Raw genomic sequence first — 24,432 nt, forward strand, 5'->3', positions numbered from 1 at the left:
CCATGTTGCTGATGATCGATAATTACGACTCTTTTACCTACAACGTGGTGCAGTACCTGGGCGAACTGGGTGCTGATGTCCATGTGATCCGCAACGACGAACTCTCCGTCGCCGAGATCGAAGCCCTGAACCCCGAGCGCATCGTGGTTTCCCCCGGCCCCTGCACGCCCACCGAGGCGGGCGTATCGCTGGAGGTGATCACCCACTTCGCCGGCAAGCTGCCGATCCTCGGCGTGTGCCTGGGCCACCAGAGCATCGGCCAGGCCTTCGGTGGCGACGTGGTGCGTGCGCGCCAGGCCATGCATGGCAAGACCAGCCCGGTGTTCCACGAGGACCTGGGCGTGTTCGAAGGGCTGAACAACCCGCTGACCGTGACCCGCTACCACTCCCTGGTGGTGAAGCGCGAGACGCTGCCAGAGTGCTTGGAGATCACCGCCTGGACCCAGCATGCCGACGGCGCCGTGGACGAGATCATGGGCCTGCGCCACAAGACGCTGAACATCGAGGGTGTGCAATTCCATCCGGAATCCATACTCACCGAGCAGGGCCACGAGCTGCTGGCCAATTTCCTCAAGCAACAAGGCGGGGTGCGCTGAGATGGATATCAAGGAAGCCCTCAACCGCGTGGTCAACCAGCTGGACCTGACCACCGAGGAAATGCAGGACGTGATGCGTCTGATCATGACCGGGCAGTGCACCGACGCGCAGATCGGCGCTTTCCTCATGGGCATGCGCATGAAGAGCGAGACCATCGACGAGATCGTCGGTGCGGTCTCGGTGATGCGCGAGCTGGCCAGCCGTGTCGAACTGGGCTCCCTGGCCCGGGTGGTCGACGTGGTCGGCACCGGTGGCGACGGCGCCAACATCTTCAACGTCTCCTCGGCGGCGAGCTTCGTGGTCGCCGCCGCAGGGGGCAAGGTCGCCAAGCACGGCAACCGCGCGGTGTCCGGCAAGACCGGCAGCGCCGACGTGCTGGAGGCGGCCGGCATCTACCTGGACCTGAAGCCCGAACAGGTGGCGCGCTGCATCGAGCACGTCGGCGTCGGCTTCATGTTCGCCCAGGTCCATCACAAGGCGATGAAGTACGCCGCCGGCCCGCGTCGCGAGCTGGGGCTGCGCACCCTGTTCAACATGCTCGGCCCGCTTACGAATCCGGCCGGTGTGAAGCACCAGGTGGTCGGCGTATTCAGCCAGGCGCTGTGCCGCCCGTTGGCCGAGGTGCTCAAGCGCCTGGGCAGCGAACACATCCTGGTGGTGCATTCGAAGGATGGCCTGGACGAGATCAGCCTCGCGGCTCCGACCCATGTCGCCGAACTCAAGGACGGGGTGGTCACCGAGTACCAGGTGCAGCCCGAGGACTTTGGGATCAAGAGCCAGAGCCTGATCGGCCTCGCCGTGGACAGCCCGCAGCAGTCGCTGGAACTGATCCGCGACGCCCTGGGCCGTCGCAAGACCGAGAACGGCCAGAAGGCTGCCGAGATGATCGTGCTCAACGCCGGTGCCGCGCTTTATGCGGCGGACCACGCGAGCACCTTCAAAGAGGGCGTGCAGCTCGCCCATGACGCACTGCACACCGGCCTCGCCCGCGAGAAGCTGGAAGAACTGGCCTCCTTTACCGCGGTGTTCCGAGTGGAGAATGAAGCGTGAGCATCCCTACCGTTCTTGAAAAGATCCTGGCCCGCAAGGCCGAGGAAGTCGCCGAGCGTCGCCTGCGCGTGCCGCTGGCGGAAGTCGAGGCGCTGGCCCGTGCCGCCGATGCACCCCGTGGTTTTGCCCGTGCGTTGCTGGAGCAGGCTGCACGCAAGCAGCCGGCGGTGATCGCCGAGATCAAGAAGGCCTCCCCGAGCAAGGGCGTCATCCGCGAGAATTTCGTGCCGGCGCAGATCGCCCGCAGCTACCAGGACGGCGGCGCTACCTGCCTCTCGGTGCTGACCGATGTCGATTTCTTCCAGGGCGCCGACGCCTACCTGCAGGAGGCCCGCGCGGCCTGCTCGTTGCCGGTGATCCGCAAGGATTTCCTCATCGACCCCTACCAGGTGGTCGAGGCGCGTGCGCTGGGTGCCGACTGCGTGCTGCTGATCGTCTCCGCGCTGTCCGATGCGCAGATGGCCGAGCTGGCGAAGACCGCCAAGGATGTGGGGCTCGATGTACTGGTGGAGGTGCACGATGGCGATGAGCTGGAGCGTGCGCTGAACACCCTGGATACGCCGCTGGTGGGTATCAACAACCGCAACCTGCACACCTTCGAGGTGAGCCTGGATATCACCCTGGACCTGTTGCCGATGATCCCGCGTGATCGTCTGGTGATCACCGAGAGCGGCATCCTCAACCGTGCGGACGTGGAACTGATGGAAGTCAGCGAGGTGTTCGGCTTCCTGGTGGGCGAGGCGTTCATGCGTGCCGAGGAACCGGGCACGGAACTACGCCGGCTGTTCTTCCCCGAGCGTGGCGGGGTGAGCCGGGCGATCGATCCTGATTGACTGGAAGTGCACATGGAAAAGCCGGCGTCCTGCCGGCTTTTTCATGTGCGCGTCTTAGCGGGTACCGAATACCACCATGGTCTTGCCTTTCACGTGTACCAGGCCCTGTTCCTCCAGGCTCTTGAGTACGCGACCGACCATTTCACGTGAGCAACCGACGATGCGACCGATCTCCTGACGGGTGATCTTGATCTGCATGCCATCCGGGTGCGTCATGGCGTCGGGTTGCTTGCACAGGTCCAGCAGGGTGCGAGCGACACGACCGGTGACGTCGAGGAATGCCAGGTCGCCAACCTTGCGCGTGGTGTTGCGCAGGCGGTCCGCCATCTGGCTGCCCAGGGCGTAGAGAATCTCCGGATCCTGTTGGGTCAGCTCGCGGAACTTGGCGTAGCTGAGCTCAGCCACTTCGCATTCCGTCTTGGCCCGTACCCAGGCACTGCGTTCCTTCTCGGTACCTTCCTTTTCGAACAACCCCATCTCACCGAAGAAGTCCCCGGAGTTGAGATAGGCGATGATCATTTCGCGGCCGTCGTCATCCTCGATGAGGATGGTGACCGAGCCTTTGATGATGAAGAAGAGCGTCTCGCAGCGGTCGCCCGCATAGATGATGGTGCTCTTTGCCGTATAACGGCGGCGATGACAGTGCGCTAGCAGCTTGTCGAGGTTCTTGATCTTTGGTGTGAGGGTAATAGCTACCATGCCCGAGTCCCGAAATTTTAAAGGTAAGCCTTTGTCCAACAGGCACTTTCTTATTAGTTATCTGGCTAAGTGTGCCAGTTATCCGGCGTCAGCTTAACAGACGGTTCGTGACCGGTGATCCGAAATTGAGACGCAGGTAACAACTGGCGGGGAACTAAACGACCAACGTATGTGACACGCGGCCATTCTAGGCGCTGTGATAAGCTGGCGACCCTTTTTTCAGCCTGGAGTCTGGCGATGAAAGCGCGTATCCAGTGGGCGGGAGAAGCCCTGTTCGTCGGCGAGTCCGGCAGTGGTCATGCCGTAGTGATGGACGGCCCGCCGGAGAGTGGTGGCCGCAATCTCGGCGTGCGCCCGATGGAGATGCTGCTCATCGGCCTGGGTGGCTGCACTAACTTCGACGTGGTGAGCATCCTCAAGAAATCCCGCCAGCCGGTGGAGAGCTGCGAGGCCTTCCTCGAAGCCGAGCGCGCCGACGAGGACCCCAAGGTCTTCACCAAGATCCACGTGCACTTCGTGGTCAAGGGCCGCGGCCTGAAGGAGGCGCAGGTCAAGCGCGCCGTCGAGCTCTCGGCCGAGAAGTACTGCTCCGCGTCGATCATGCTCGGCCGCGCCGGTGTCGAGATCACCCACGATTACGAAATCGTCGAACTCGGCTGACCCATCGACACCCAATCATCACATTCGGGGCGCAGACTCTGGCAGGTGACGCCCGTCATCTGCATAATGCGCCCCCTCGTTTTTCCGGGGTAATCCGCCCCAGAACCGATAACCACAATCGCCATCGCGAAGAGGTGTAAACCGTCCTACGCAGAAGTCACTGTGCGCTTCTGACGGGCATGCTCAACCACGCGGCAGGGCCGCAATGAACAGAGAGTTCCCAACGGTGAAAAGCAAACTCAAGCTCCACGGGTTCAATAACCTGACGAAGACCTTGAGCTTCAACATCTATGACATCTGCTATGCAGAGACCCCCGAGGACCAGCAGGCCTACGTCGAGTACATCAATGAAGAGTACGACGCCGAACGCCTGACCCAGATCCTCACCGACGTGGTCGACATCATAGGTGCGAACATCCTCAACATTGCCCGCCAGGATTACGATCCCCAGGGCGCCAGCGTGACCATCCTCATTTCCGAGCAGCCGGTGACCCCCACCGACAGCCAGATCGAGGAATCCCCCGGTCCGTTGCCCGAGACCATCCTGGCCCACCTGGACAAGAGCCACATCACCGTTCACACCTACCCGGAGATCCATCCGGTGTCGGGGATCGCGACCTTCCGCGTGGACATCGACGTTTCCACCTGCGGTGTGATTTCGCCCCTGAAGGCGCTCAATTACCTGATCCACCAGTTCGACTCGGACATCGTCACCGTCGACTATCGCGTGCGTGGTTTCACCCGCGATGTGGAAGGCAAGAAGCACTTCATCGACCACGAGATCAACTCGATCCAGAACTACCTCTCCGACGATACCCGGGACGCGTACCAGATGACGGACGTGAACGTGTACCAGGAGAACCTGTTCCACACCAAGATGCTGTTGAAGAACTTCGACCTGGACAACTACCTGTTCGGCGACGCGACCTCCAACCTGACCGCTGAGCAGCGCAAGCAGGTCGAAGAGCGTGTTCGGCACGAGATGCTGGAAATCTTCTACGCGCGCAATATGCCGCGCTGACGCGCGGGGGCTGCCAGCTCGAAGCTGCAAGCCGCACGTGAAAAGCACAAAGGGCGCCTCGGCGCCCTTTGTCGTTCTTGCGGTTTGCTTGCCGCTTGAAACTTGCAGCTTGCCGCTGCGTTAGACCCTATAGGTGCTCTTGGTCATGACCTTGGAGAGCAGGGTCATGCCGAACTTCACCGGTGCCGGGAAGCGCAGGCCGCCGGCGTCCAGCGCGGTGGTGGCGTGCTGCTCCTCGTCGGTGCGCATCTGCTCGAGGATGGCGCGGGACTTGGCGTCATCGGCAGGAATCTGCTGCAGGTGGTCGTCCAGGTGCTTGCAGACCTGGTCTTCGGTGGCGGCGACGAAGCCGAGGCTGACCTTGTCGCTGATCAGGCCGGCGACGGCACCAACGCCGAACGACAGGCCATAGAACAGCGGGTTGAGCACGCTGGGGCGGCCGCCCAGCTCACGGATGCGCTGCTCGCACCAGGCCAGGTGGTCGATTTCCTCTTCGGCGGCATGCTCCATGGCCTTGCGCACTTCCGGCAGCTTGGCGGTCAGCGCCTGCCCCTGGTACAGCGCCTGGGCGCAGACCTCGCCGGTGTGGTTGATGCGCATCAGGCCAGTGACATGGCGGCTGTCCGCCTCGCTCATGGGCGCCTCGTCCTGCAGGTTCGCCGGGTTGGGGCGATAGGGCTGGCCCTTGAACGGCAGCAGGGTCTTGAGCGCGGCATCGGCCTGGAGCAGGAAGCGGTCAACGGGGGAGTACTGGCGTTCGGTGGCCATGGGGCACCTCCGGTAGGCAAGAATGCCGGGCAGTTTAACCCATCGGGCCTGCCCGGGTTTGACTGGGATCAGTCCAGTTCGCGCAGTACCCGGAAGCCCAGTGCGTAGTCATCGTGCCCTGGCTGCTTGAGATCGCGCAGGCTGGTGCGCAGGTACGCCGGCCCGCTGTTCCAGGCACCGCCACGGACCACGCGGGGGCTGCGATCCAGCAAGGCCGCGGCTTGCGCCTCGCTGCCGTCGAAGGGGGCGGCGAAGCGCGAGGCGGTCCATTCCCAGACGTTGCCGGCGGTGTCGTGCAGGCCGAAGGCGTTGGCCGGGTACTGGCCGACCTGCGCCGTTTTGCCGCGGATCGAATTGGGGGTGCCGCAGCCCCGGCAATGGGCCCGTGGCGCGCTCTCGCTGCTGTCCAACTCATCGCCCCACCCGTAGTAGCCTGTACCACCGGCCCGTGCGGCGTATTCCCATTCCGCCTCGGTGGGCAGCCGGTAGCGCTGCCCGGTGACGCTGCTCAGCCAGTCGCAATAGGCGCGGGCATCGAACCAGCTCACATGGATCACCGGGCGCTGCCCGGAGAGGCCCCAGCCTTCGTTGTCGGGCATCGGCTTGCCGGTGGCGCTGGCGTAGCGCTGCCAGTCATCGAAGGTCAGCTCGAAGCGGCCGATGGCGAAGGGCTTGTCGATGGTCACGCGGTGGGTGGGGCGCTCGTTGTCGTTACCGCGCCCGGTGGCATCGCCCATGAGGAACTCGCCGGCAGGGACGATCACCAGTTCCGGGCCCTGGGCGCCGTCCGGCAGGCTGTCGCGCAGGCGCTCGCCGGCCTGTTGGGCCAGGGCGGCGAGTGGTAGCAGCGAGAGGGCGAGGAGTAGCGTGCGGCGCATCAGCCCGGCGGCCAGTGCAGCTGGCGCTGCCCGAGCACGTGCATATGGATGTGATAGACGGTCTGGCCGCCCAGTTCGTTGCAGTTCATCACCACGCGGAAGCCTTCGTCACAGCCCTGCTCCTTGGCCAGGCGCTGGGCGGTGTGGACGATATGCCCGGTCAGCGCCTTGTCGTCCTCGGTGAGGTCGTTGAGGGTGCTGATGTGCTTTTTCGGGATCACCAGGAAGTGCACCGGGGCTTGTGGCGCGATGTCGTGGAAGGCGATCACGTGATCGTCTTCATAGAGCTTGCGTGCAGGAATATCCCCGGCGACGATTTTGCAGAACAGACAGTCCACGGACATTCTCCGGCCTGTTATAAGAAGCCCCCGAGTTTAGCGGCGCGTGATTATCCCGGCCAGCCCGCCTGGCCGCACAAGGAGCCTGTGTGAAGAACGACATCCACGATCTGGGGCTGGTGCTGGACTCCAAGGTCAAGCTCATCGTCATCGAGTCCTGGGACGAGCAGCGCGTGCTGGAAACCCTGACCACCCTGGCGGTGAAGCGCGGGCTGGGCCTGTTCACCTGGGCGGTGACCGAGGGCCTGCAGCGCCTTGGTTTTGGTGGCGACCCCGTGGGTGAAGGCGCCAGTAGCGATGCCGAAGCGGCGCTGCGGCTGATCAAGGCTGACCCGCAGCCCAATCTCTACGTGATGTGCGACCTGCATCCCTTCTTCGACGACAACCCCAAGTTGGTGCGCCTGCTCAAGGAAGTCGCCATGGCTGAGGCGATCCACAAGCCGACCCTGGTGCTGGTTTCCCACGCAATGAAGCTGCCGGCCGAGGTACAGCGCTACAGCGCCCGCTTCAGCCTGGCGCTGCCGAACGAGGATGAGCTGTTGGCCATCGTTCGCGAGGAGGCCACGCGCTGGAGCGAGCGCAACCGTGGCGCCCGGGTGCGCACCGACAACCGCACCCTGCAGCAGGTGGTGAAGAACCTGCGTGGCCTCAGTCACGGTGAGGCGCGCTCGCTGGCGCGCAATGTGATCTGCGACGACGGCGCCATCACTCAGGAAGATCTGCCGGAGCTGAACAAGACCAAGTTCCAGCTGCTGGACCTTGAAGGCGTGCTCAGCTTCGAATACGACACCGCGCGCTTCGCCGATGTCGGCGGCCTGGCCAACCTCAAGCGCTGGCTGGGTGAGCGCCAGAGCGCGTTCATGGAGGCCAAGCCGGCGTCCATGCCCAAGGGCATGTTGCTGGTGGGCGTGCAGGGCGGCGGCAAGAGCCTGGCGGCCAAGGCGGTGGCAGGGCTCTGGGGGCTGCCGTTGCTGCGCCTGGACTTCGCCTGCCTGTACAACAAGTTCTTCGGCGAGACCGAGCGCAACCTGCGTGATGCGCTCAAGCTGGCCGAACAGATGGCGCCCTGCGTGCTGTGGATGGATGAGCTGGAGAAGGGGCTGGCCAGCGGCGACCAGGACGGCGGCGTGAGCCAGCGCGTGCTGGGTACGTTGCTGACCTGGATGTCGGAGCGCAAGGCGCCGGTGTTCATGGTGGCCACCGCCAACGCCATCCACCGTTTGCCGCCGGAGCTGGTGCGCAAGGGGCGTTTCGACGAGCTGTTCTTCGTTGATCTGCCGGGTAGCGAGGTGCGGGCAGAAATCTTCCGCATCCACCTGTCCCGTCGCGATATCGACCCGGCGCAGTTCGATCTACCGATCCTGGCGGCGTCCAGCGATGGTTTCTCCGGTGCCGAGATCGAGCAGGCCGTGGTGGGAATGCTTTATGCCGCGCAAGCCGCCCAGGCCGGCGTGAGCCAGGCGCTGCTGTTGCAGCAGTTGCTGGGTACGGCACCGCTGTCGGTGGTGATGGCCGAGGAGCAGGCCAAGCTGCGCGCCTGGGCCGACGGGCGCTGCGTGAAGGCTGACTGAAACGGCGGGACAGAAGAAAGGCGCCTCGCGGCGCCTTTTTCTATTTCGGCAGATAGGCCTTGTTGATCCGCCCGGCCAGGCGCCGGACCAGCCAGCGCGGCGACAGGCGTGGGCTCATCGCCAGCAGGCGGTTGCGCCAGCCGGGGATGATGATGGCGCGGTTCTTCTCCAGCGCTTTCACTGTGATCAGCGCCACTTCTTCGGCGCTCATCATCAGCTTGCTGCCTTCCAGTTTCTCGCCGGCCATCCGTGCGCCGCGGAAGAAGGCGGTGCGGGTAGGGCCGGGGCAAAGCACCGAGACGCCGACGCCATGGACCTTCAGCTCTTCGCGCAGCCCTTCGGAGAAGTGCAGTACGTAGGCCTTGCTGGCGTAGTAGTTGCTCATCCAGGGGCCGGGCTGGAAGCCGGCTACCGACGCGACGTTGAGAATCTGCCCGGTACCACGGCTGGCCATGGCGCCGCCGATCTCGTGGCAGAGGCGGGCGAGGGCGAGGACGTTGAGTTCGATCAGTTCCTGTTCGCGGCTCCAGTCCTGTTCGACATAGAGGCCGGAGGTGCCGATGCCGGCGTTGTTCACCAACAGGTCGATTTCCCGCTCACCCTGGTTGAGCTCGTGGAGCAGGCCTGAAAGCTGCAGCGGTTCGGCGAGGTCACAGGTGCGGTAGAGCACTTCGACGCCGAAGCGCTGGGTCAGCTCGTAGGCGATGCTTTCCAGCGCGTCACGTTGCCGGGCCACCAGGATCAGGTGGCGACCCCGCCGGGCCAGGGCTTCCGCCAGGGCCAGGCCGAGGCCGCTGGAGGCGCCGGTAATCAGGGCAAAACGAGGCATCGGGAATCTCCGTGTCGGGGCCGGGTTGGACAACGTCAGCCCCGGGAGGTTGCTCAGTTGGACTCGTTCTCTTCCTGTTCGGCGGCCGCGTCGCCCTCGTCCATCGACTCGTCCGGCTCTGCATAGGGTGCGGCTTCGTCGGTCGGTTCGGCATAGTCGGCGCTATCGCCATCGGCCGGCATCTCGTAGCTGCTCATCTCGGAGCGCTCCACGTAGTCCTGGTAGGCCGGGATGCTGATGGCGGCGAGGATGCCGAAGACCACCGGGATGATCAGCCACATCCAGGCCAGAACCTTGACGGCAGTGGTGTTCGGCGGCGGCGGTGCACCGAAGCGGTTGGCGCCGGTGGTGCCGGGGATGAACAGCAGCAGCAGGGGGAAGACGCTGCCGACAATGGGCACGAAGTTCAGCAGGTAGAGCCAGCCCGACCAGCCGATGTCGTGCAGGCGCTGGACGTTGATCTGCACGCTGACGACGATGGCCGCGATACCCAGCACGGTGGCGATGAGGCCGCCGACGACCGGGTGGATGGCGAAGCCGATGCCGGCGCCGATGCCAAGCACGACCAGCAGCGCGATCATGAACACGAAGGACCAGGCCAGGTAGCGCACGCGGCCGATACGGCCGGTGATGCCGAAGGGGCGCAGCTCGCAGTACTGGGGCAGCGCCTCGCCGACCTGGGCCTGCGGGGTGGCGTAAGGCGAGGCGCCCGGTGTCACGGCCGACGATGCGACGGCGGGAGCGGCTTCAGCCAGTTGCGCCTGACGGGCGAGGAATTTCTCGATGATGATGCCGCACGCCTGGCACTCGCCGGACTTGGCCTGCTCGTGGCCGCACTTGGGGCAGGTCATGGTGCCGGTGTCCTGCTCGCTTTCTACTGCGGCGAGGGTTTCCGAGTTCGGGTGGTCTTCGGTTTCCACCAGGCTGAAGCCGGCGGCGAGGTCCTGTTCCTTGCGTACCTGGGCACCGGCCCGCTGCAAGGCGGCCAGGTATTTGTCTGCTTCGACTTCTTCGAGGTCACGCTTCAGCGCCACGGGGCGCCCGCCGAACAGGCTGTCGATCTTGCTGGCATCGCTCTTGAACAGCTTGGCCAGGTTCTCCTTGACAGTTTCCAATGCCGCACCGGGCATCAGTTCTCCTTCGAAGACGATCTTGTAGCGGGCATCGGACATGCGGGCATCCTTGTCAGCGGCTGGTTAGGGATGGCACAGCGTAATGGTGGCGCACCCTGCGGCACAAGCGGGCTGCCGCACAAAAAACAGAGCTGGTCAGGCGGCTGGCTGCGGCTTCCAGGTGCCGACGAGGCGGCCGTGACGGAGCAGGCGCAGTTGGCCGAAGCCGCTGAACAGTCCTTCGGACAGAAGAGGCCGCAGGAACACCCAGTCGTCCACGCCGAGCCCGGTCGTTGCCGAGCCGATCAGGCGCTCTTGGTTGGGGCTGCGCCCGTAGATGCCGTCATAGGCCAGGCCTGCGGGGGATGCGGGTTCGGCGGGCCAGCCTCCGCCATAGAGGTAGTAGGCGTTCTGCCGGTTGGGGTTCCAGGCTTCGAGCATGCCCTGGGCCTGTTGCAGGTAGGGGATGGGGCCGCGTTGAACCTTGAGTACCGGCGTGGCGATCCACATCGCGCTCTGGTGGCTGGCCAGGAGGGGCGTGTCGAACTCGGCGGGTTTGAGCAGGGCCGAGCCGACGGCGACTTCGTTCAGCGGTGTCGGTCCCTTGGCGTGCAGGGGATAGGTGAGACTGCCGGCGCCATTGAGCAGGGGTTGCCTGGGCCAGATGGCGGGGAAAGCGCGTGCGGCATCGATGAAGGCCGCGTATCGCTCGTTGGCGGCAGTAAAGGCTTGCTGGCTGTCGGTCCAGAGCGGTGCGTGGGCGACCTGGGCGTCGTAGCCCATCAGCCCGCGCAGTTGCAGCAGCGTGCTGTTGTCGGCGAGCAGTCGCAGCGTCTGTGCCAGGTTGGCAGCGTCGGGGTGGCCGCCGCGTTGCAGGCCGATATCGATCTCCAGGGCGATGCTCATGGGCTTCTTCAGGGCCTTGGCGAGCTCGAGGTACTGCACGAGGCGCTGCGGGCTGTCGATCAGCCAGGTGAGCTGGCGTGCAGGGTCGAAGTCCAGGCCATTGGGCAACTGCTGGTAGAAGGCGAGGGCGGCCGCTACCGGCAGCGGCTTGCCCAGCAGCAGGTCGGCGTCGGGGAAGGCCTGTGCCAACTGGTTGGCCTGGGGCTGGTGGAAGACCATGAAGCGGCGCGTAGTCAGGCGTTTGGCGAGGTAGTCCAGCAGGCCATTGGAAGCCAGGGACTTGGCCACCAGGCGCAGGGGCAGTTTGCCCAGGCGCTGGGCGAGCAGGTCGGCATTGGCGTCGAGGCGGTCGAGGTCGATGACCAACTGCGGCACGCCGCCGCCTTCCTGCTTCAGCAGGCGCTGTAGGTCGGCGAAGTAGGGGGTGTGGGGGCGCCCCTGGTCACCAGGGCGAACAGCCCAGAGCCCGAGCGCCCCGAGTGCGCCCAGGCCGAGCAGGTGGCGGCGTTTCAACGGGGCCAGCGCTGGCCGAGGTGGCTGGCCCTCTGGAGGGCGGCGCGGTACTCGTTATCCAGGCGCTTCACCAGTTCTTCCACCGTCGGCAGGTCGCTGATGTCGCCCACGCCCTGGCCGGCGGACCAGACGGTCTTCCAGGCCTTGGCCTCGTCACTGATGGGCTTGAGCTTTTCGCCGTAGTTGACGTCGGCCCTGTCGGTAAGGCGCTTGAGGTCATAGCCGGCGGCTTCGAGACTTTGGCGCATGAAGCTGGCCGGTACGCCGGAGACGGCGGGCGTGTGGACGATATCGGCGGCCTTGGCGTCGAGGATCATCTGCTTGTAGGGCGTGTCGGCGTTGCTTTGGCGGGTGGCGATGAAGCGGGTGCCGAGGTAGGCGAGGTCGGCACCGAGCATCTGTGCGGCGAGTATCTCGTGGCCGTGGTTGAGGCAGCCGGCCAGCAGCAGGGTCTTGTCGAAGAACTGGCGGATCTCGGACACCAGGGCGAATGGGCTCCAGGTGCCGGCATGGCCACCGGCGCCGGCTGCCACCGCGATCAGCCCATCGACACCGGCTTCGGCAGCCTTTTCGGCATGGCGGCGGGTGGTGACGTCATGGAATACCAGGCCACCGTAGCTGTGCACCGCGTCGACCACTTCCTTCACCGCCCCCAGGCTGGTGATGACGATGGGTACCTGCTTTTCGACGCAGATGGCCAGGTCCGCCTGCAGCCTGGGGTTGCTGTGATGGACGATGAGGTTGACCGCATAGGGCGCGGCGTCTGCCGCCAGGCCCGCCTCGACCTCGTCGAGCCAGGCGCGGAAGCCGGCACTGTCACGCTGGTTGAGGGCGGGGAAGCTGCCGACGATGCCCGCATTGCTGCAGGCCAGGACCAGTTCCGGGGTCGAAACCAGGAACATGGGCGCCGCGACGACGGGCAGGCGCAGGCGTTGTTCAAGCAGGGCGGGCAGTGACATCGGGCACTCCTCTTTATCGGTCATTCGTGAGTCAGAAAGGTTTGATCACCACCAGGATGACGATGGCGAGCAGGAACAGGACCGGGACTTCGTTGAACCAGCGGTAGAACACATGGCTGCGGCCGTTCTCGCCGCGGGCGAAGCGCTTGAGCATGGCGCCGCAGACGTGGTGGTAGCCGATCAGTAGGAACACCAGGGTGAGCTTGGCGTGTAGCCAGCCCTGTTTGAACCAGGCCGGGTTGAGGTAGAGCATGCCGGCGCCGAGCAGCAGGGTGAGGACCATGGAGGGCTGCATGATGCCGCGATAGAGCTTGCGCTCCATGATGCTGAAGCGTTCGCGGCTGAGCGCGTCTTCGGCCGAGGCGTGATAGACGAACAGGCGTGGCAGGTAGAAGAGACCGGCGAACCAGCATACGACGGCGATGATGTGGAAGGCCTTGAGCCAGAGATAGAGCATTGGATGTTCCCTGATGTGAGGTGGGTCCGATAGTAGAGGCTCCGGCGGTCACGCGTCACCTCGACGGTTGGCCCTTGGCCGATGCGGCTTTATCATCGGCGGCTTTCCAGTGGGTAGGGTGCGGTCGATGTTCAAGCTAGCTACGAGGGGTGGCGTTCTGCCTCTCCGGTCGCACCGCGCCGGGCGTCACTGATGTCGCGCTGGGAGGTCCGCATCAGCGACCCGCGCCGTGAGCGGCTGGTGCGCTGGTTGGTACTGGTCCTGTTGCTGGCGCTGCCGGTGGCGTTCTTCGCCGGTGGCTGGTTGCGAGCCGAGGGCATGGCGGATGCCGTGGCGGAGCGCGACAGCCTGCGCGCGCAACTGGATGAGCGCACCCGTGCACTCGAACAGTTGCAACAGCGCCAGGCGGTACTGGTAAGCGGCGAGCGACTGGGGCTCCAGGCCAACGAACAGAGCCGCCAGACCATCAAGATGATGGAAGAGCAGGTTTTCAAACTGCAGCAGGAACTGGCGTTCTACCGGGGCGTGCTGGCGCCGGACAGCCGCCGTGAGGGATTGCGCATCCGCGCTTTCGAGTTGCATGGCACGGACCAGCCACAGCGCTTCCGTTTCCGGCTGATGCTCAGCCGGGTCGGCAAGGATGACCAGCCGATCAAGGGGACGCTGCGTGTGCGAGTGATCGGTCGTCAGGACGGCAAGGAGGCGAGCCTAGAGCTGGCGACGCTTTCCCGCGAGATGACGCAGCAGGATGTTGTGTTTTCCTTCAAGCACTTCCAGGCGATTCCCGAAGCGGGACGTTTCGCCGAGCTGGAGCTGCCGGAAGGCTTCAGTCCCCGTCAGGTAAAGGTGCGCGCGCAAGTGGACGGCCAGCAGAAACCGCTGGAGCGCACATTCGAGTGGATTGACGAGGAGTCATGACGAGCATGTTCAACAAACAGAAACCCAAGGCTGATCTGCAGCGTTTCAGCGGCAAGACCAGCATCATCGCCATCGGCGCGGAACTGGAGGGCGATCTGAGCTTCCAGGGCGCGGTGCAGGTGGACGGTCGCCTCAAGGGCAACCTCAATGCCAGCGAAGGGCTGGTCAGGGTCAGCGTCGAAGGCCTGGTGGAGGGCGAGATCCGCGCGCCTCACGTGATCATCGACGGGGAAGTGGTCGGTGATGTATTCGCTTCCGAGCACCTGGAACTGGGTGCCAAGGCACGGGTACGCGGCAACCTCTACTACGGGCTCATGGAGATGGCCATGGGGGCGCAGATAGAAGGGCGCCTCGGGCATATCAAGGAAGCGCAGCGCCTGTTGGAGGCGCCGGCCGGTCCGGAAAGCCAGGACGCTTAATAGTTGACCAGTTTTCTAGGGTAAGCGGATAATGCGTGGCCACAGCGCAGTAAGGCGGCGTCAAGCCGGGAGAGTTACAGCATGAGTGTCGAATCCTTCACCCCCACAGCCCTGATGTTTACGCATGGAGCGGCAAACAAGGTGAAGAACCTGATCGATGAGGAAGGCAATCCGCGGCTCAAGCTGCGCGTCTTCGTCACGGGCGGTGGCTGTTCGGGCTTCCAATACGGTTTCACGTTCGATGAAGACGTGGCTGACGATGACACCATTGTCGAGCGCGATGGTGTGAGCCTGGTGGTTGACCCCATGAGCTTCCAGTACCTGGCCGGTGCGGAAGTGGATTACCAGGAAGGTCTCGAAGGCTCGCGCTTCGTGATCAAGAACCCGAATGCCGCCACTACCTGCGGCTGCGGTTCGTCCTTCTCGATCTGATCATCCTTCGCTGATACCGAAACGCCGTGCTTATGCACGGCGTTTTCGTTTGTGCCGTTTGGTCAGGCGGGGTAGATGGCGCCGAGGATGCGCAGGCCTTTGGCGCCGGTCACGCTCGGGCGGTTGGCAGGGATGCCTTCGAGGCAGCAATGGGCCAGCCAGGCGAACGCCATGGCCTCGACCCAGTCAGCCGGTACGCCTCGGCTGTCGGTGCTGCTGACCTGAGTGCCGGGCAGTAGCTCGGCGAGGCGTTGCATCAAGGTGCCATTGTGGGCGCCGCCGCCGCAGACCAGCAGATCGCGGGTTTCCGCTTGGGATGCCTTGAGTGCGTCTGCCATGGTGCGGGCGCTGAGCTCGAGAAGGGTGGCTTGCACATCCTCCGCCTTGAAGGCCGGGAGCTTGGCCAACTGCGCCTGCAGCCAGGGCAGGTTGAACAGTTCCCTGCCGGTGCTCTTGGGGCCGCGCGTGCTGAAGAACTCATCCTTCAGCAGTGTGCTCAGCAACTGCGGCTGGACCTGGCCACTGGCTGCCCAGGCGCCATCACGATCGTAGTCCTGGCCGAGGTTGAGCTGGATCCAGGCATCCATGAGTACGTTGCCGGGTCCGCAATCGAAACCACGCACCTGCTGGTTGGGTTCGATCAGGCTGAGGTTGCTGAACCCACCGATGTTGAGCACGGCGTGGTTGCCTCTGTCATTGTCGAAGAGCGCCTCGTGGAAGGCTGGCACCAGGGGCGCACCCTGGCCGCCGGCAGCAACGTCGCGGCGCCGGAAGTCACCGACCACCGTGATGCCGGTGAGCTCGGCCAGCAGGGCGCAGTTGCCGATCTGGATCGTGAAGCCCCGTGCCGGTTCGTGGCGCACGGTCTGGCCGTGGCTGCCGATCGCACGGATATCTGCGGCTGTGAGGCCTTTTTCACGAAGCAGATGGGCGATCCCCGAAGCGGCCAGCTCCACCCAGCGTTGTTCGGCCAAGGCCGCGCGTGCGAGTTCGTCTTCGCCTGGTGAACATAGCGAGAGCAACTCCTGGCGGAGTGTGTCGGGCATGGGGATGTAGTGCGAGGCGATCAGGCGGGTGTGTTCACCTTGGTCGATCAGGGCGATGTCCAGCCCATCCAGGCTGGTTCCGGACATCACTCCGAGGTAGCGCGGCATCGAATCAGCGCTTGTTCTGCGCGAGCATGGTGGCCTTTTCCTGGTCCATGCGTGCCATCAGCGGCTTGCTCATCTGCAGGAAGCGCTTCTTCTCTGCAGCGGCGAGCGGGTCAGCCATGGGCAGCTTCACGCCGAGCGGGTCGACGTGTTGGCCGTTCACCTGGAACTCATAGTGCAGGTGCGGGCCGGTGGAAAGACCCGTGGTACCGATGTAGCCGATGATCTGACCTTGCTTGACGGTGCCGCCGGTCTTGATGCCTTTGGCGAAACCCTGCATGTGGCCATAGAGCGTCCGGTACTTGCCGCTGTGCTGGATGATCACTGCGTTGCCGTAGCCACCGCGACGCCCGGCCAGGAAGATCTTGCCGTCACCGGTTGCCTTGATCGGCGTGCCGCGAGGCGCTGCATAGTCGACGCCCTTGTGCGCGCGGATCTTGTTCAGGATCGGATGGCGACGGCCGAGCGAGAAGCGCGAGCTGATGCGGGCGAAGTCCACCGGGGTACGGATGAAGGCCTTGCGCATGCTGGTGCCGTCATCGCGGAAGTAGCTGGCAATGCCCTGGTTGTTGGTGAAGCGCACGGCACTGTAGGTCTTGCCGCGGTTGGTGAAGCGAGCGGCGAGGATGTTGCCGGTGCCCACCTGCTTGCCGTTCACCGACTTCTCTTCATAGATGACTTCGAATTCGTCGCCTTCACGGATGTCGAGGGCGAAGTCGATGTCGTAATCGAAGATATTGGCCAGGTCCATGGTCAGGTTGTGAGACATGCCGGCGCGCTTGGCCGATAGGAACAGGGAGCTATCGATGACGCCATGGGCATAGGCGGTATGGATGTCCGGCTTGGCCAGGTCTCGCTTGAAGTCATAGCCCTTGTCAGTCTTGGACAGGGTGACGGTCTCGAGGTCGCTGAGCTTGGAGTGCAGGCTCTGCAGTTCACCCTCGGGGCTCAGGCGGAATTCGAAGGCCTGGCCGATCTTCAGGCGACTGAGGTCTTTGGCGTCCTTGCTGCTGTTGAGCACATCGTGCAGTACGGTGGCGGACAGGCCGACCTTGCTGAACAGCGTCGACAGGGTATCGCCGTTGCCTACGGTGACCGTATGCAAGCCGGGATCTTTCGGAGGTTCGCTGGAGGCAAGCTCGCTTTGGGTCTGTTCGTCCTTGTTCGCGTCTTTGTCGGCGCTGTTCTGGTTGTCTGCAGGGCGCTCGATGTTAGCGAATGGCGAGCTGCCCTCTTCCCCTATGACTGCGTCTGATCGGAGGTCGTCCTTTTCCTGGATGAGGGCTTCTGAGCCGTTCTCCATTTCCAGGTTGATGTAGGTCTTCTTCGCCTCGACCTCGCGAGACGGGAACACCAGCAAAGCCAGGCTGAGCAGCGCAGCTACACCGCTTGCGGCCAGCAAATGGCTTTTCGGGTAGCGCGGCGCTTTAGGAACAATATGCGTCATGGCGAGTGGTGTTTTTAGAATGTGAACTAACTGCCTAAAATATAACCAAAATCCGGTGTAGGCAACCTCAAGATCCTGCCTTCCGCCGGTTGGTACCGCCCCGGGCGCAAAACTTGTAATTAGTCAGCGATCTTGTATGTTTGGTTCCCTTTCGGTTTCTCTATTGTTTACGGGGCTGTCATGAAGTCGGTTGAAGAGCAGCTGGCGCTTATCAAGCGCGGCGCGGAAGAGGTTCTGGTCGAGTCCGAGCTGGTTGAAAAGCTCAAGCGGGGGCAGCCCCTTCGTATCAAGGCGGGGTTCGATCCGACCGCGCCCGATCTGCACCTCGGCCATACCGTCCTTATTAATAAGCTGCGTCAGTTCCAGGAGCTGGGCCATCAGGTCATCTTCCTTATAGGTGACTTCACCGGGATGATTGGTGACCCCAGCGGCAAAAGCGCCACTCGCCCGCCTTTGACCCGCGAGCAGGTCCTGGACAACGCCGAGACCTACAAGACCCAGGTCTTTAAGATTCTCGACCCAGCCAAGACCGAGGTGGCGTTCAACTCCACCTGGATGGATCAGTTGAGCCCGGCGGACTTCATTCGCCTGTCTTCGCAGTACACCGTCGCTCGCATGCTGGAGCGCGATGACTTCGACAAGCGCTACACCACCAATCAGCCCATCGCTATCCATGAGTTCCTCTATCCGCTGGTTCAAGGGTACGACTCGGTGGCCTTGCGTGCGGACGTGGAGCTTGGGGGGACTGACCAGAAGTTCAACCTGCTGATGGGGCGTGAACTGCAGCGTGCTTATGGGCAGGAGTCTCAGTGCATCGTCACCATGCCGCTGCTCGAGGGCTTGGATGGCGTGAAGAAGATGTCCAAGTCCCTGGGTAACTATGTGGGTATCCAGGAAGCGCCGGGCGTTATGTACAGCAAGCTCGTTTCCATTCCTGATGTGCTCATGTGGCGTTACTTCGAGCTGCTCAGCTTCCGCTCCATGGAGGAGATCGAGCAGTTCCGTCGTGATGTTGAACGGGGCGCCAATCCGCGTGACATCAAGATCAAGTTGGCCGAAGAGATCGTCGCTCGTTTCCATGGTGAGGAAGCTGCGGCTTCTGCTCATCGTTCTGCGGGGAACCGTATGAAGGAAGGCGAGCTGCCGGAAGACCTGCCGGAGATCGAGCTGCTATCTATAGAGGACATGCCCATTGCGTCCGTCCTTAATAAGGCAGGGCTGGTGAAGAACGCTGCTGTCGCTCGTGATCTGCTCGGTTCGGGTGGTGTGCGTGTTGATGGCGTCGTTGTGGATCGTGGCTTCATCTTCAAGCTCGGCGCCGTGCACGTCTGCCAGGCTGGCAAGAAGGCGTTTGCGCGCATCTCGTTGAAGGCTGAATGATTTTTTCATTTAAGTGTTGACGTGCCGTTTCTGATCCCTATAATGCGCACCACTTACACAGCAGAAGCCAAGAAAAACCTCTTGTAAATCAAAAGGTTAAGTAATGGTAGAGTGGTTTGATCTAGGTCGAATCGATGCAGTGGAAGGGTGGTGCCAGGTTGGGTTTTGGTGTCGCCAGCCTCTTCCGGATGAGTTCGAAAGAAGCTGAAAAAGAGGTGTTGACAGCGAGTTGAAACGCTGTAGAATTCGCCTCCCGCTGACGTGAAGCGAAAGATTCACGGAAAGCGCAAGTCGTTGAGTAGAAAGAAAAAATTCTTCGAAAAACAGCTTGACAGATAGAAAGGCTGCTGTAGAATGCGCGGCCTCGGTTGAGGCGAAAGACTTAATCGAAATTGCTCTTTAACAATTTGAATCAAGCAATTCGTGTGGGTGCTTGTGATGTAAGACTGGTAGTCGACTGATTATCAGCAACACAAGTAACACTCGTGAATTCGAGAGTTTATTTGCGATTGCTGAGCCAAGTTTAGGGTTTTCTCAAAACCCAAGCAGTATTGAACTGAAGAGTTTGATCATGGCTCAGATTGAACGCTGGCGGCAGGCCTAACACATGCAAGTCGAGCGGATGAGTGGAGCTTGCTCCATGATTCAGCGGCGGACGGGTGAGTAATGCCTAGGAATCTGCCTGGTAGTGGGGGACAACGTTTCGAAAGGAACGCTAATACCGCATACGTCCTACGGGAGAAAGCAGGGGACCTTCGGGCCTTGCGCTATCAGATGAGCCTAGGTCGGATTAGCTAGTTGGTGAGGTAAAGGCTCACCAAGGCGACGATCCGTAACTGGTCTGAGAGGATGATCAGTCACACTGGAACTGAGACACGGTCCAGACTCCTACGGGAGGCAGCAGTGGGGAATATTGGACAATGGGCGAAAGCCTGATCCAGCCATGCCGCGTGTGTGAAGAAGGTCTTCGGATTGTAAAGCACTTTAAGTTGGGAGGAAGGGCAGTAAGTTAATACCTTGCTGTTTTGACGTTACCGACAGAATAAGCACCGGCTAACTTCGTGCCAGCAGCCGCGGTAATACGAAGGGTGCAAGCGTTAATCGGAATTACTGGGCGTAAAGCGCGCGTAGGTGGTTCAGCAAGTTGGATGTGAAAGCCCCGGGCTCAACCTGGGAACTGCATCCAAAACTACTGAGCTAGAGTACGGTAGAGGGTGGTGGAATTTCCTGTGTAGCGGTGAAATGCGTAGATATAGGAAGGAACACCAGTGGCGAAGGCGACCACCTGGACTGATACTGACACTGAGGTGCGAAAGCGTGGGGAGCAAACAGGATTAGATACCCTGGTAGTCCACGCCGTAAACGATGTCGACTAGCCGTTGGGATCCTTGAGATCTTAGTGGCGAAGCTAACGCGATAAGTCGACCGCCTGGGGAGTACGGCCGCAAGGTTAAAACTCAAATGAATTGACGGGGGCCCGCACAAGCGGTGGAGCATGTGGTTTAATTCGAAGCAACGCGAAGAACCTTACCTGGCCTTGACATGCTGAGAACTTTCCAGAGATGGATTGGTGCCTTCGGGAACTCAGACACAGGTGCTGCATGGCTGTCGTCAGCTCGTGTCGTGAGATGTTGGGTTAAGTCCCGTAACGAGCGCAACCCTTGTCCTTAGTTACCAGCACGTTATGGTGGGCACTCTAAGGAGACTGCCGGTGACAAACCGGAGGAAGGTGGGGATGACGTCAAGTCATCATGGCCCTTACGGCCAGGGCTACACACGTGCTACAATGGTCGGTACAAAGGGTTGCCAAACCGCGAGGTGGAGCTAATCCCATAAAACCGATCGTAGTCCGGATCGCAGTCTGCAACTCGACTGCGTGAAGTCGGAATCGCTAGTAATCGTGAATCAGAATGTCACGGTGAATACGTTCCCGGGCCTTGTACACACCGCCCGTCACACCATGGGAGTGGGTTGCTCCAGAAGTAGCTAGTCTAACCGCAAGGGGGACGGTTACCACGGAGTGATTCATGACTGGGGTGAAGTCGTAACAAGGTAGCCGTAGGGGAACCTGCGGCTGGATCACCTCCTTAATCGAAGACATCAGCTTCTTCATAAGCTCCCACACGAATTGCTTGATTCACTTGCGAAAAGCGATTGGGTTGTTAGACCCGAGAGTAAGACGATTGGGTCTGTAGCTCAGTTGGTTAGAGCGCACCCCTGATAAGGGTGAGGTCGGCAGTTCGAATCTGCCCAGACCCACCAATTGTCATGGGCGTGGCAGGTCTTCGAGGGGCCATAGCTCAGCTGGGAGAGCGCCTGCTTTGCACGCAGGAGGTCAGGAGTTCGATCCTCCTTGGCTCCACCATCCACTCTAATAATCGCTGAAAGCTCAGAAATGAGTGCCTTGAGAATGGCATTGATTTCTGGTCTTTGCGCCAGAACTGTTCTTTAAAAATTTGGGTATGTGATAGAAGTAGACTGAATAATCTCTTTCACTGGTGATTATTCAAGTCAAGGTAAAATTTGCGAGTTCAAGCGCGAATTTTCGGCGAATGTCGTCTTCACGTTAGAGACAATAACCAGATTGCTTGGGGTTATATGGTCAAGTGAAGAAGCGCATACGGTGGATGCCTTGGCAGTCAGAGGCGATGAAAGACGTGGTAGCCTGCGATAAGCTTCGGGGAGTCGGCAAACAGACTTTGATCCGGAGATCTCTGAATGGGGGAACCCAGCCATCATAAGATGGTTATCTTGTACTGAATACATAGGTGCAAGAGGCGAACCAGGGGAACTGAAACATCTAAGTACCCTGAGGAAAAGAAATCAACCGAGATTCCCTTAGTAGTGGCGAGCGAACGGGGACTAGCCCTTAAGTGGCTTTGAGATTAGCGGAACGCTCTGGAAAGTGCGGCCATAGTGGGTGATAGCCCTGTACGCGAAAATCTCTTAGTCATGAAATCGAGTAGGACGGGGCACGAGAAACCTTGTCTGAATATGGGGGGACCATCCTCCAAGGCTAAATACTACTGACTGACCGATAGTGAACCAGTACCGTGAGGGAAAGGCGAAAAGAACCCCGGAGAGGGGAGTGAAATAGAACCTGAAACCGTATGCGTACAAGCAGTGGGAGCCCACTTTGTTGGGTGACTGCGTACCTTTTGTATAATGGGTCAGCGACTTATTTTCAGTGGCGAGCTTAACCGAATAGGGGAGGCGTAGCGAAAGCGAGTCTTAATAGGGCGTCTAGTCGCTGGGAATAGACCCGAAACCGGGCGATCTATCCATGGGCAGGTTGAAGGTTAGGTAACACTGACTGGAGGACCGAACCGACTACCGTTGAAAAGTTAGCGGATGACCTGTGGATCGGAGTGAAAGGCTAATCAAGCTCGGAGATAGCTGGTTCTCCTCGAAAGCTATTTAGGTAGCGCCTCATGTATCACTGTAGGGGGTAGAGCACTGTTTCGGCTAGGGGGTCATCCCGACTTACCAAACCGATGCAAACTCCGAATACCTACAAGTGCCGAGCATGGGAGACACACGGCGGGTGCTAACGTCCGTCGTGAAAAGGGAAACAACCCAGACCGTCAGCTAAGGTCCCAAAGTTATGGTTAAGTGGGAAACGATGTGGGAAGGCTTAGACAGCTAGGAGGTTGGCTTAGAAGCAGCCACCCTTTAAAGAAAGCGTAATAGCTCACTAGTCGAGTCGGCCTGCGCGGAAGATGTAACGGGGCTCAAACCATACACCGAAGCTACGGGTATCACGTAAGTGATGCGGTAGAGGAGCGTTCTGTAAGCCTGTGAAGGTGAGTTGAGAAGCTTGCTGGAGGTATCAGAAGTGCGAATGCTGACATGAGTAACGACAATGCGAGTGAAAAACTCGCACGCCGAAAGACCAAGGGTTCCTGCGCAACGTTAATCGACGCAGGGTTAGTCGGTCCCTAAGGCGAGGCTGAAGAGCGTAGTCGATGGGAAACAGGTTAATATTCCTGTACTTCTAGTTACTGCGATGGAGGGACGGAGAAGGCTAGGCCAGCTTGGCGTTGGTTGTCCAAGTTTAAGGTGGTAGGCAGAGTGCTTAGGTAAATCCGGGCGCTTAATGCCGAGAACTGATGACGAGTCGTCTTTTAGACGATGAAGTGGTTGATGCCATGCTTCCAGGAAAAGCTTCTAAGCTTCAGGTAACTAGGAACCGTACCCCAAACCGACACAGGTGGTTGGGTAGAGAATACCAAGGCGCTTGAGAGAACTCGGGTGAAGGAACTAGGCAAAATGGCACCGTAACTTCGGGAGAAGGTGCGCCGGTGAGGGTGAAGGACTTGCTCCGTAAGCCCATGCCGGTCGAAGATACCAGGCCGCTGCGACTGTTTATTAAAAACACAGCACTCTGCAAACACGAAAGTGGACGTATAGGGTGTGACGCCTGCCCGGTGCCGGAAGGTTAATTGATGGGGTTAGCGCAAGCGAAGCTCTTGATCGAAGCCCCGGTAAACGGCGGCCGTAACTATAACGGTCCTAAGGTAGCGAAATTCCTTGTCGGGTAAGTTCCGACCTGCACGAATGGCGTAACGATGGCGGCGCTGTCTCCACCCGAGACTCAGTGAAATTGAAATCGCTGTGAAGATGCAGTGTATCCGCGGCTAGACGGAAAGACCCCGTGAACCTTTACTGTAGCTTTGCACTGGACTTTGAGCCTGCTTGTGTAGGATAGGTGGGAGGCTTTGAAGCGTGGACGCCAGTCTGCGTGGAGCCATCCTTGAAATACCACCCTGGCATGCTTGAGGTTCTAACTCTGGTCCGTTATCCGGATCGAGGACAGTGTATGGTGGGCAGTTTGACTGGGGCGGTCTCCTCCTAAAGAGTAACGGAGGAGTACGAAGGTGCGCTCAGACCGGTCGGAAATCGGTCGTAGAGTATAAAGGCAAAAGCGCGCTTGACTGCGAGACAGACACGTCGAGCAGGTACGAAAGTAGGTCTTAGTGATCCGGTGGTTCTGTATGGAAGGGCCATCGCTCAACGGATAAAAGGTACTCCGGGGATAACAGGCTGATACCGCCCAAGAGTTCATATCGACGGCGGTGTTTGGCACCTCGATGTCGGCTCATCACATCCTGGGGCTGAAGCCGGTCCCAAGGGTATGGCTGTTCGCCATTTAAAGTGGTACGCGAGCTGGGTTTAGAACGTCGTGAGACAGTTCGGTCCCTATCTGCCGTGGACGTTTGAGATTTGAGAGGGGCTGCTCCTAGTACGAGAGGACCGGAGTGGACGAACCTCTGGTGTTCCGGTTGTCACGCCAGTGGCATTGCCGGGTAGCTACGTTCGGAAGAGATAACCGCTGAAAGCATCTAAGCGGGAAACTCGCCTCAAGATGAGATCTCACTGGAGCCTTGAGCTCCCTGAAGGGCCGTCGAAGACTACGACGTTGATAGGTTGGGTGTGTAAGCGCTGTGAGGCGTTGAGCTAACCAATACTAATTGCCCGTGAGGCTTGACCATAT

21 protein-coding genes, 2 tRNA genes and 2 rRNA genes are annotated in these 24,432 nt (G+C 61.0%); 14 read left to right on the forward strand and 11 right to left on the reverse strand.

Annotation, left to right across the window (positions count from 1 at the left end; genetic code table 11):
• Nucleotides 1-2 precede the first annotated feature (2 nt).
• The 3 genes from PI990_RS03265 to trpC are packed head-to-tail and all read left to right on the forward strand — an operon-like array spanning nucleotide 3 to nucleotide 2,480.
• On the forward strand, nucleotides 3-596 hold the full coding sequence (locus PI990_RS03265) for an aminodeoxychorismate/anthranilate synthase component II (protein WP_021221610.1): 594 nt from the start codon (nucleotides 3-5) through the stop codon (nucleotides 594-596).
• Nucleotide 597: 1 nt separating this feature from the next.
• Entirely contained in the window at nucleotides 598-1,647 is a 1,050-nt protein-coding gene (trpD, locus tag PI990_RS03270; protein ID WP_021221611.1) for an anthranilate phosphoribosyltransferase, read from the forward strand.
• The gene (trpC, locus tag PI990_RS03275; protein WP_021221612.1) at nucleotides 1,644-2,480 is read left to right on the forward strand and encodes an indole-3-glycerol phosphate synthase TrpC; all 837 of its coding nucleotides are present in this window, start codon (nucleotides 1,644-1,646) and stop codon (nucleotides 2,478-2,480) included. The genes trpD and trpC overlap by 4 nt, the downstream gene beginning before the upstream one ends.
• A 54-nt stretch (nucleotides 2,481-2,534) precedes the next feature.
• Here trpC and crp read toward each other — a convergent pair whose 3' ends face one another.
• The gene (crp, locus tag PI990_RS03280) at nucleotides 2,535-3,179 is read right to left on the reverse strand and encodes a cAMP-activated global transcriptional regulator CRP (protein WP_021221613.1); all 645 of its coding nucleotides are present in this window, start codon (nucleotides 3,177-3,179) and stop codon (nucleotides 2,535-2,537) included.
• A gap of 237 nt (nucleotides 3,180-3,416) precedes the next feature.
• Between crp and PI990_RS03285 the strand changes: the two genes are divergently transcribed.
• Both PI990_RS03285 and speD read left to right on the forward strand, forming a co-directional pair.
• The gene (locus PI990_RS03285; protein ID WP_021221614.1) at nucleotides 3,417-3,839 is read left to right on the forward strand and encodes an OsmC family protein; all 423 of its coding nucleotides are present in this window, start codon (nucleotides 3,417-3,419) and stop codon (nucleotides 3,837-3,839) included.
• A gap of 226 nt (nucleotides 3,840-4,065) precedes the next feature.
• A complete protein-coding gene (gene speD, locus PI990_RS03290) occupies nucleotides 4,066-4,860 on the forward strand; it encodes an adenosylmethionine decarboxylase (protein ID WP_271659825.1) in 795 nt (264 codons plus the stop codon).
• A 120-nt stretch (nucleotides 4,861-4,980) separates the two neighbouring features.
• Here the strand turns inward: speD and coq7 are convergent, their stop codons facing one another.
• The 3 genes from coq7 to PI990_RS03305 form a co-directional block, all read right to left on the reverse strand.
• Nucleotides 4,981-5,628 carry a 2-polyprenyl-3-methyl-6-methoxy-1,4-benzoquinone monooxygenase gene (gene coq7 / locus PI990_RS03295; protein ID WP_263402869.1) on the reverse strand — a complete coding sequence of 216 codons (648 nt, stop codon included), beginning with the start codon at nucleotides 5,626-5,628 and terminating at the stop codon, nucleotides 4,981-4,983.
• Between the two features lie 68 nt (nucleotides 5,629-5,696).
• A complete protein-coding gene (locus PI990_RS03300) occupies nucleotides 5,697-6,506 on the reverse strand; it encodes a formylglycine-generating enzyme family protein (protein WP_271659826.1) in 810 nt (269 codons plus the stop codon).
• A complete protein-coding gene (locus tag PI990_RS03305; protein ID WP_271659827.1) occupies nucleotides 6,506-6,844 on the reverse strand; it encodes a histidine triad nucleotide-binding protein in 339 nt (112 codons plus the stop codon). The genes PI990_RS03300 and PI990_RS03305 overlap by 1 nt, the downstream gene beginning before the upstream one ends.
• A gap of 89 nt (nucleotides 6,845-6,933) precedes the next feature.
• Here PI990_RS03305 and PI990_RS03310 point away from each other — a divergent pair, with 89 nt between their 5' ends.
• Nucleotides 6,934-8,415 (forward strand): AAA family ATPase, encoded by a 1,482-nt coding sequence (locus tag PI990_RS03310; protein ID WP_271659828.1) that lies wholly within the window; start codon nucleotides 6,934-6,936, stop codon nucleotides 8,413-8,415.
• A gap of 40 nt (nucleotides 8,416-8,455) precedes the next feature.
• Here the strand turns inward: PI990_RS03310 and PI990_RS03315 are convergent, their stop codons facing one another.
• The 5 genes from PI990_RS03315 to hemJ all read right to left on the reverse strand — a co-directional run bounded on the left by PI990_RS03315 (nucleotide 8,456) and on the right by hemJ (nucleotide 13,191).
• The gene (locus PI990_RS03315; protein WP_021221620.1) at nucleotides 8,456-9,244 is read right to left on the reverse strand and encodes an SDR family NAD(P)-dependent oxidoreductase; all 789 of its coding nucleotides are present in this window, start codon (nucleotides 9,242-9,244) and stop codon (nucleotides 8,456-8,458) included.
• A gap of 53 nt (nucleotides 9,245-9,297) precedes the next feature.
• Nucleotides 9,298-10,416 carry a DUF805 domain-containing protein gene (locus PI990_RS03320; protein ID WP_271659829.1) on the reverse strand — a complete coding sequence of 373 codons (1,119 nt, stop codon included), beginning with the start codon at nucleotides 10,414-10,416 and terminating at the stop codon, nucleotides 9,298-9,300.
• 96 nt (nucleotides 10,417-10,512) lie between these two features.
• Entirely contained in the window at nucleotides 10,513-11,775 is a 1,263-nt protein-coding gene (locus tag PI990_RS03325) for an alanine racemase (RefSeq protein WP_271659830.1), read from the reverse strand.
• Nucleotides 11,772-12,734: an NAD(P)H-dependent flavin oxidoreductase gene (locus PI990_RS03330; RefSeq protein ID WP_271659831.1), complete on the reverse strand. Its 963-nt coding sequence runs from the start codon at nucleotides 12,732-12,734 to the stop codon at nucleotides 11,772-11,774. The genes PI990_RS03325 and PI990_RS03330 overlap by 4 nt, the downstream gene beginning before the upstream one ends.
• A 31-nt stretch (nucleotides 12,735-12,765) precedes the next feature.
• On the reverse strand, nucleotides 12,766-13,191 hold the full coding sequence (gene hemJ, locus PI990_RS03335) for a protoporphyrinogen oxidase HemJ (protein WP_184488558.1): 426 nt from the start codon (nucleotides 13,189-13,191) through the stop codon (nucleotides 12,766-12,768).
• A gap of 192 nt (nucleotides 13,192-13,383) precedes the next feature.
• On the opposite strand from hemJ, the gene PI990_RS03340 reads away from it, so the two are divergent.
• From PI990_RS03340 to erpA, 3 genes are all read left to right on the forward strand, one after another.
• Nucleotides 13,384-14,109: a DUF6776 family protein gene (locus tag PI990_RS03340; protein WP_021221625.1), complete on the forward strand. Its 726-nt coding sequence runs from the start codon at nucleotides 13,384-13,386 to the stop codon at nucleotides 14,107-14,109.
• A 5-nt stretch (nucleotides 14,110-14,114) separates the two neighbouring features.
• Nucleotides 14,115-14,528, forward strand: coding sequence for a bactofilin family protein (locus PI990_RS03345; protein ID WP_271659832.1), 414 nt, complete (start codon nucleotides 14,115-14,117; stop codon nucleotides 14,526-14,528).
• A gap of 81 nt (nucleotides 14,529-14,609) precedes the next feature.
• Nucleotides 14,610-14,960 carry an iron-sulfur cluster insertion protein ErpA gene (gene erpA / locus PI990_RS03350; RefSeq protein ID WP_031288532.1) on the forward strand — a complete coding sequence of 117 codons (351 nt, stop codon included), beginning with the start codon at nucleotides 14,610-14,612 and terminating at the stop codon, nucleotides 14,958-14,960.
• A gap of 62 nt (nucleotides 14,961-15,022) precedes the next feature.
• On the opposite strand, the gene PI990_RS03355 is transcribed toward erpA, so the two are convergent.
• Complete coding sequence (locus tag PI990_RS03355) at nucleotides 15,023-16,114, reverse strand: anhydro-N-acetylmuramic acid kinase (protein WP_271659833.1); 1,092 nt, start codon at nucleotides 16,112-16,114, stop codon at nucleotides 15,023-15,025.
• 4 nt (nucleotides 16,115-16,118) lie between these two features.
• Complete coding sequence (locus tag PI990_RS03360; protein WP_184488561.1) at nucleotides 16,119-17,558, reverse strand: peptidoglycan DD-metalloendopeptidase family protein; 1,440 nt, start codon at nucleotides 17,556-17,558, stop codon at nucleotides 16,119-16,121.
• 180 nt (nucleotides 17,559-17,738) lie between these two features.
• Between PI990_RS03360 and tyrS the strand changes: the two genes are divergently transcribed.
• From tyrS to PI990_RS03385, 5 genes are all read left to right on the forward strand, one after another.
• Nucleotides 17,739-18,938 carry a tyrosine--tRNA ligase gene (gene tyrS, locus PI990_RS03365; protein ID WP_271659834.1) on the forward strand — a complete coding sequence of 400 codons (1,200 nt, stop codon included), beginning with the start codon at nucleotides 17,739-17,741 and terminating at the stop codon, nucleotides 18,936-18,938.
• 553 nt (nucleotides 18,939-19,491) lie between these two features.
• A 16S ribosomal RNA gene (locus PI990_RS03370) occupies nucleotides 19,492-21,028 on the forward strand.
• 95 nt (nucleotides 21,029-21,123) lie between these two features.
• Nucleotides 21,124-21,200: transfer RNA gene (locus tag PI990_RS03375), tRNA-Ile, on the forward strand.
• 27 nt (nucleotides 21,201-21,227) lie between these two features.
• A tRNA-Ala gene (locus PI990_RS03380) sits at nucleotides 21,228-21,303 on the forward strand.
• A 235-nt stretch (nucleotides 21,304-21,538) separates the two neighbouring features.
• Nucleotides 21,539-24,430: ribosomal RNA gene (locus PI990_RS03385) — 23S ribosomal RNA — on the forward strand.
• The 16S and 23S rRNA genes sit together here with 2 tRNA genes alongside, the layout of an rRNA operon.
• Nucleotides 24,431-24,432: the final 2 nt, after the last annotated feature.

Source organism: Pseudomonas sp. TUM22785 (assembly GCF_028198105.1).
Lineage (GTDB): Bacteria > Pseudomonadota > Gammaproteobacteria > Pseudomonadales > Pseudomonadaceae > Metapseudomonas > Metapseudomonas solani.

Coding starts and splice junctions, on each gene's coding strand:
- PI990_RS03265 (WP_021221610.1), top strand. CDS start 3: ATGTTGCTGATGATCGATAATTACGACTCTTTTACCTACAACGTGGTG.
- trpD (WP_021221611.1), top strand. CDS start 598: ATGGATATCAAGGAAGCCCTCAACCGCGTGGTCAACCAGCTGGACCTG.
- crp (WP_021221613.1), bottom strand. CDS start 3,179: ATGGTAGCTATTACCCTCACACCAAAGATCAAGAACCTCGACAAGCTG.
- PI990_RS03285 (WP_021221614.1), top strand. CDS start 3,417: ATGAAAGCGCGTATCCAGTGGGCGGGAGAAGCCCTGTTCGTCGGCGAG.
- coq7 (WP_263402869.1), bottom strand. CDS start 5,628: ATGGCCACCGAACGCCAGTACTCCCCCGTTGACCGCTTCCTGCTCCAG.
- PI990_RS03300 (WP_271659826.1), bottom strand. CDS start 6,506: ATGCGCCGCACGCTACTCCTCGCCCTCTCGCTGCTACCACTCGCCGCC.
- PI990_RS03315 (WP_021221620.1), bottom strand. CDS start 9,244: ATGCCTCGTTTTGCCCTGATTACCGGCGCCTCCAGCGGCCTCGGCCTG.
- PI990_RS03320 (WP_271659829.1), bottom strand. CDS start 10,416: ATGTCCGATGCCCGCTACAAGATCGTCTTCGAAGGAGAACTGATGCCC.
- PI990_RS03330 (WP_271659831.1), bottom strand. CDS start 12,734: ATGTCACTGCCCGCCCTGCTTGAACAACGCCTGCGCCTGCCCGTCGTC.
- hemJ (WP_184488558.1), bottom strand. CDS start 13,191: ATGCTCTATCTCTGGCTCAAGGCCTTCCACATCATCGCCGTCGTATGC.
- PI990_RS03340 (WP_021221625.1), top strand. CDS start 13,384: ATGTCGCGCTGGGAGGTCCGCATCAGCGACCCGCGCCGTGAGCGGCTG.
- PI990_RS03345 (WP_271659832.1), top strand. CDS start 14,115: ATGTTCAACAAACAGAAACCCAAGGCTGATCTGCAGCGTTTCAGCGGC.
- erpA (WP_031288532.1), top strand. CDS start 14,610: ATGAGTGTCGAATCCTTCACCCCCACAGCCCTGATGTTTACGCATGGA.
- PI990_RS03355 (WP_271659833.1), bottom strand. CDS start 16,114: ATGCCGCGCTACCTCGGAGTGATGTCCGGAACCAGCCTGGATGGGCTG.
- PI990_RS03360 (WP_184488561.1), bottom strand. CDS start 17,558: ATGACGCATATTGTTCCTAAAGCGCCGCGCTACCCGAAAAGCCATTTG.
- tyrS (WP_271659834.1), top strand. CDS start 17,739: ATGAAGTCGGTTGAAGAGCAGCTGGCGCTTATCAAGCGCGGCGCGGAA.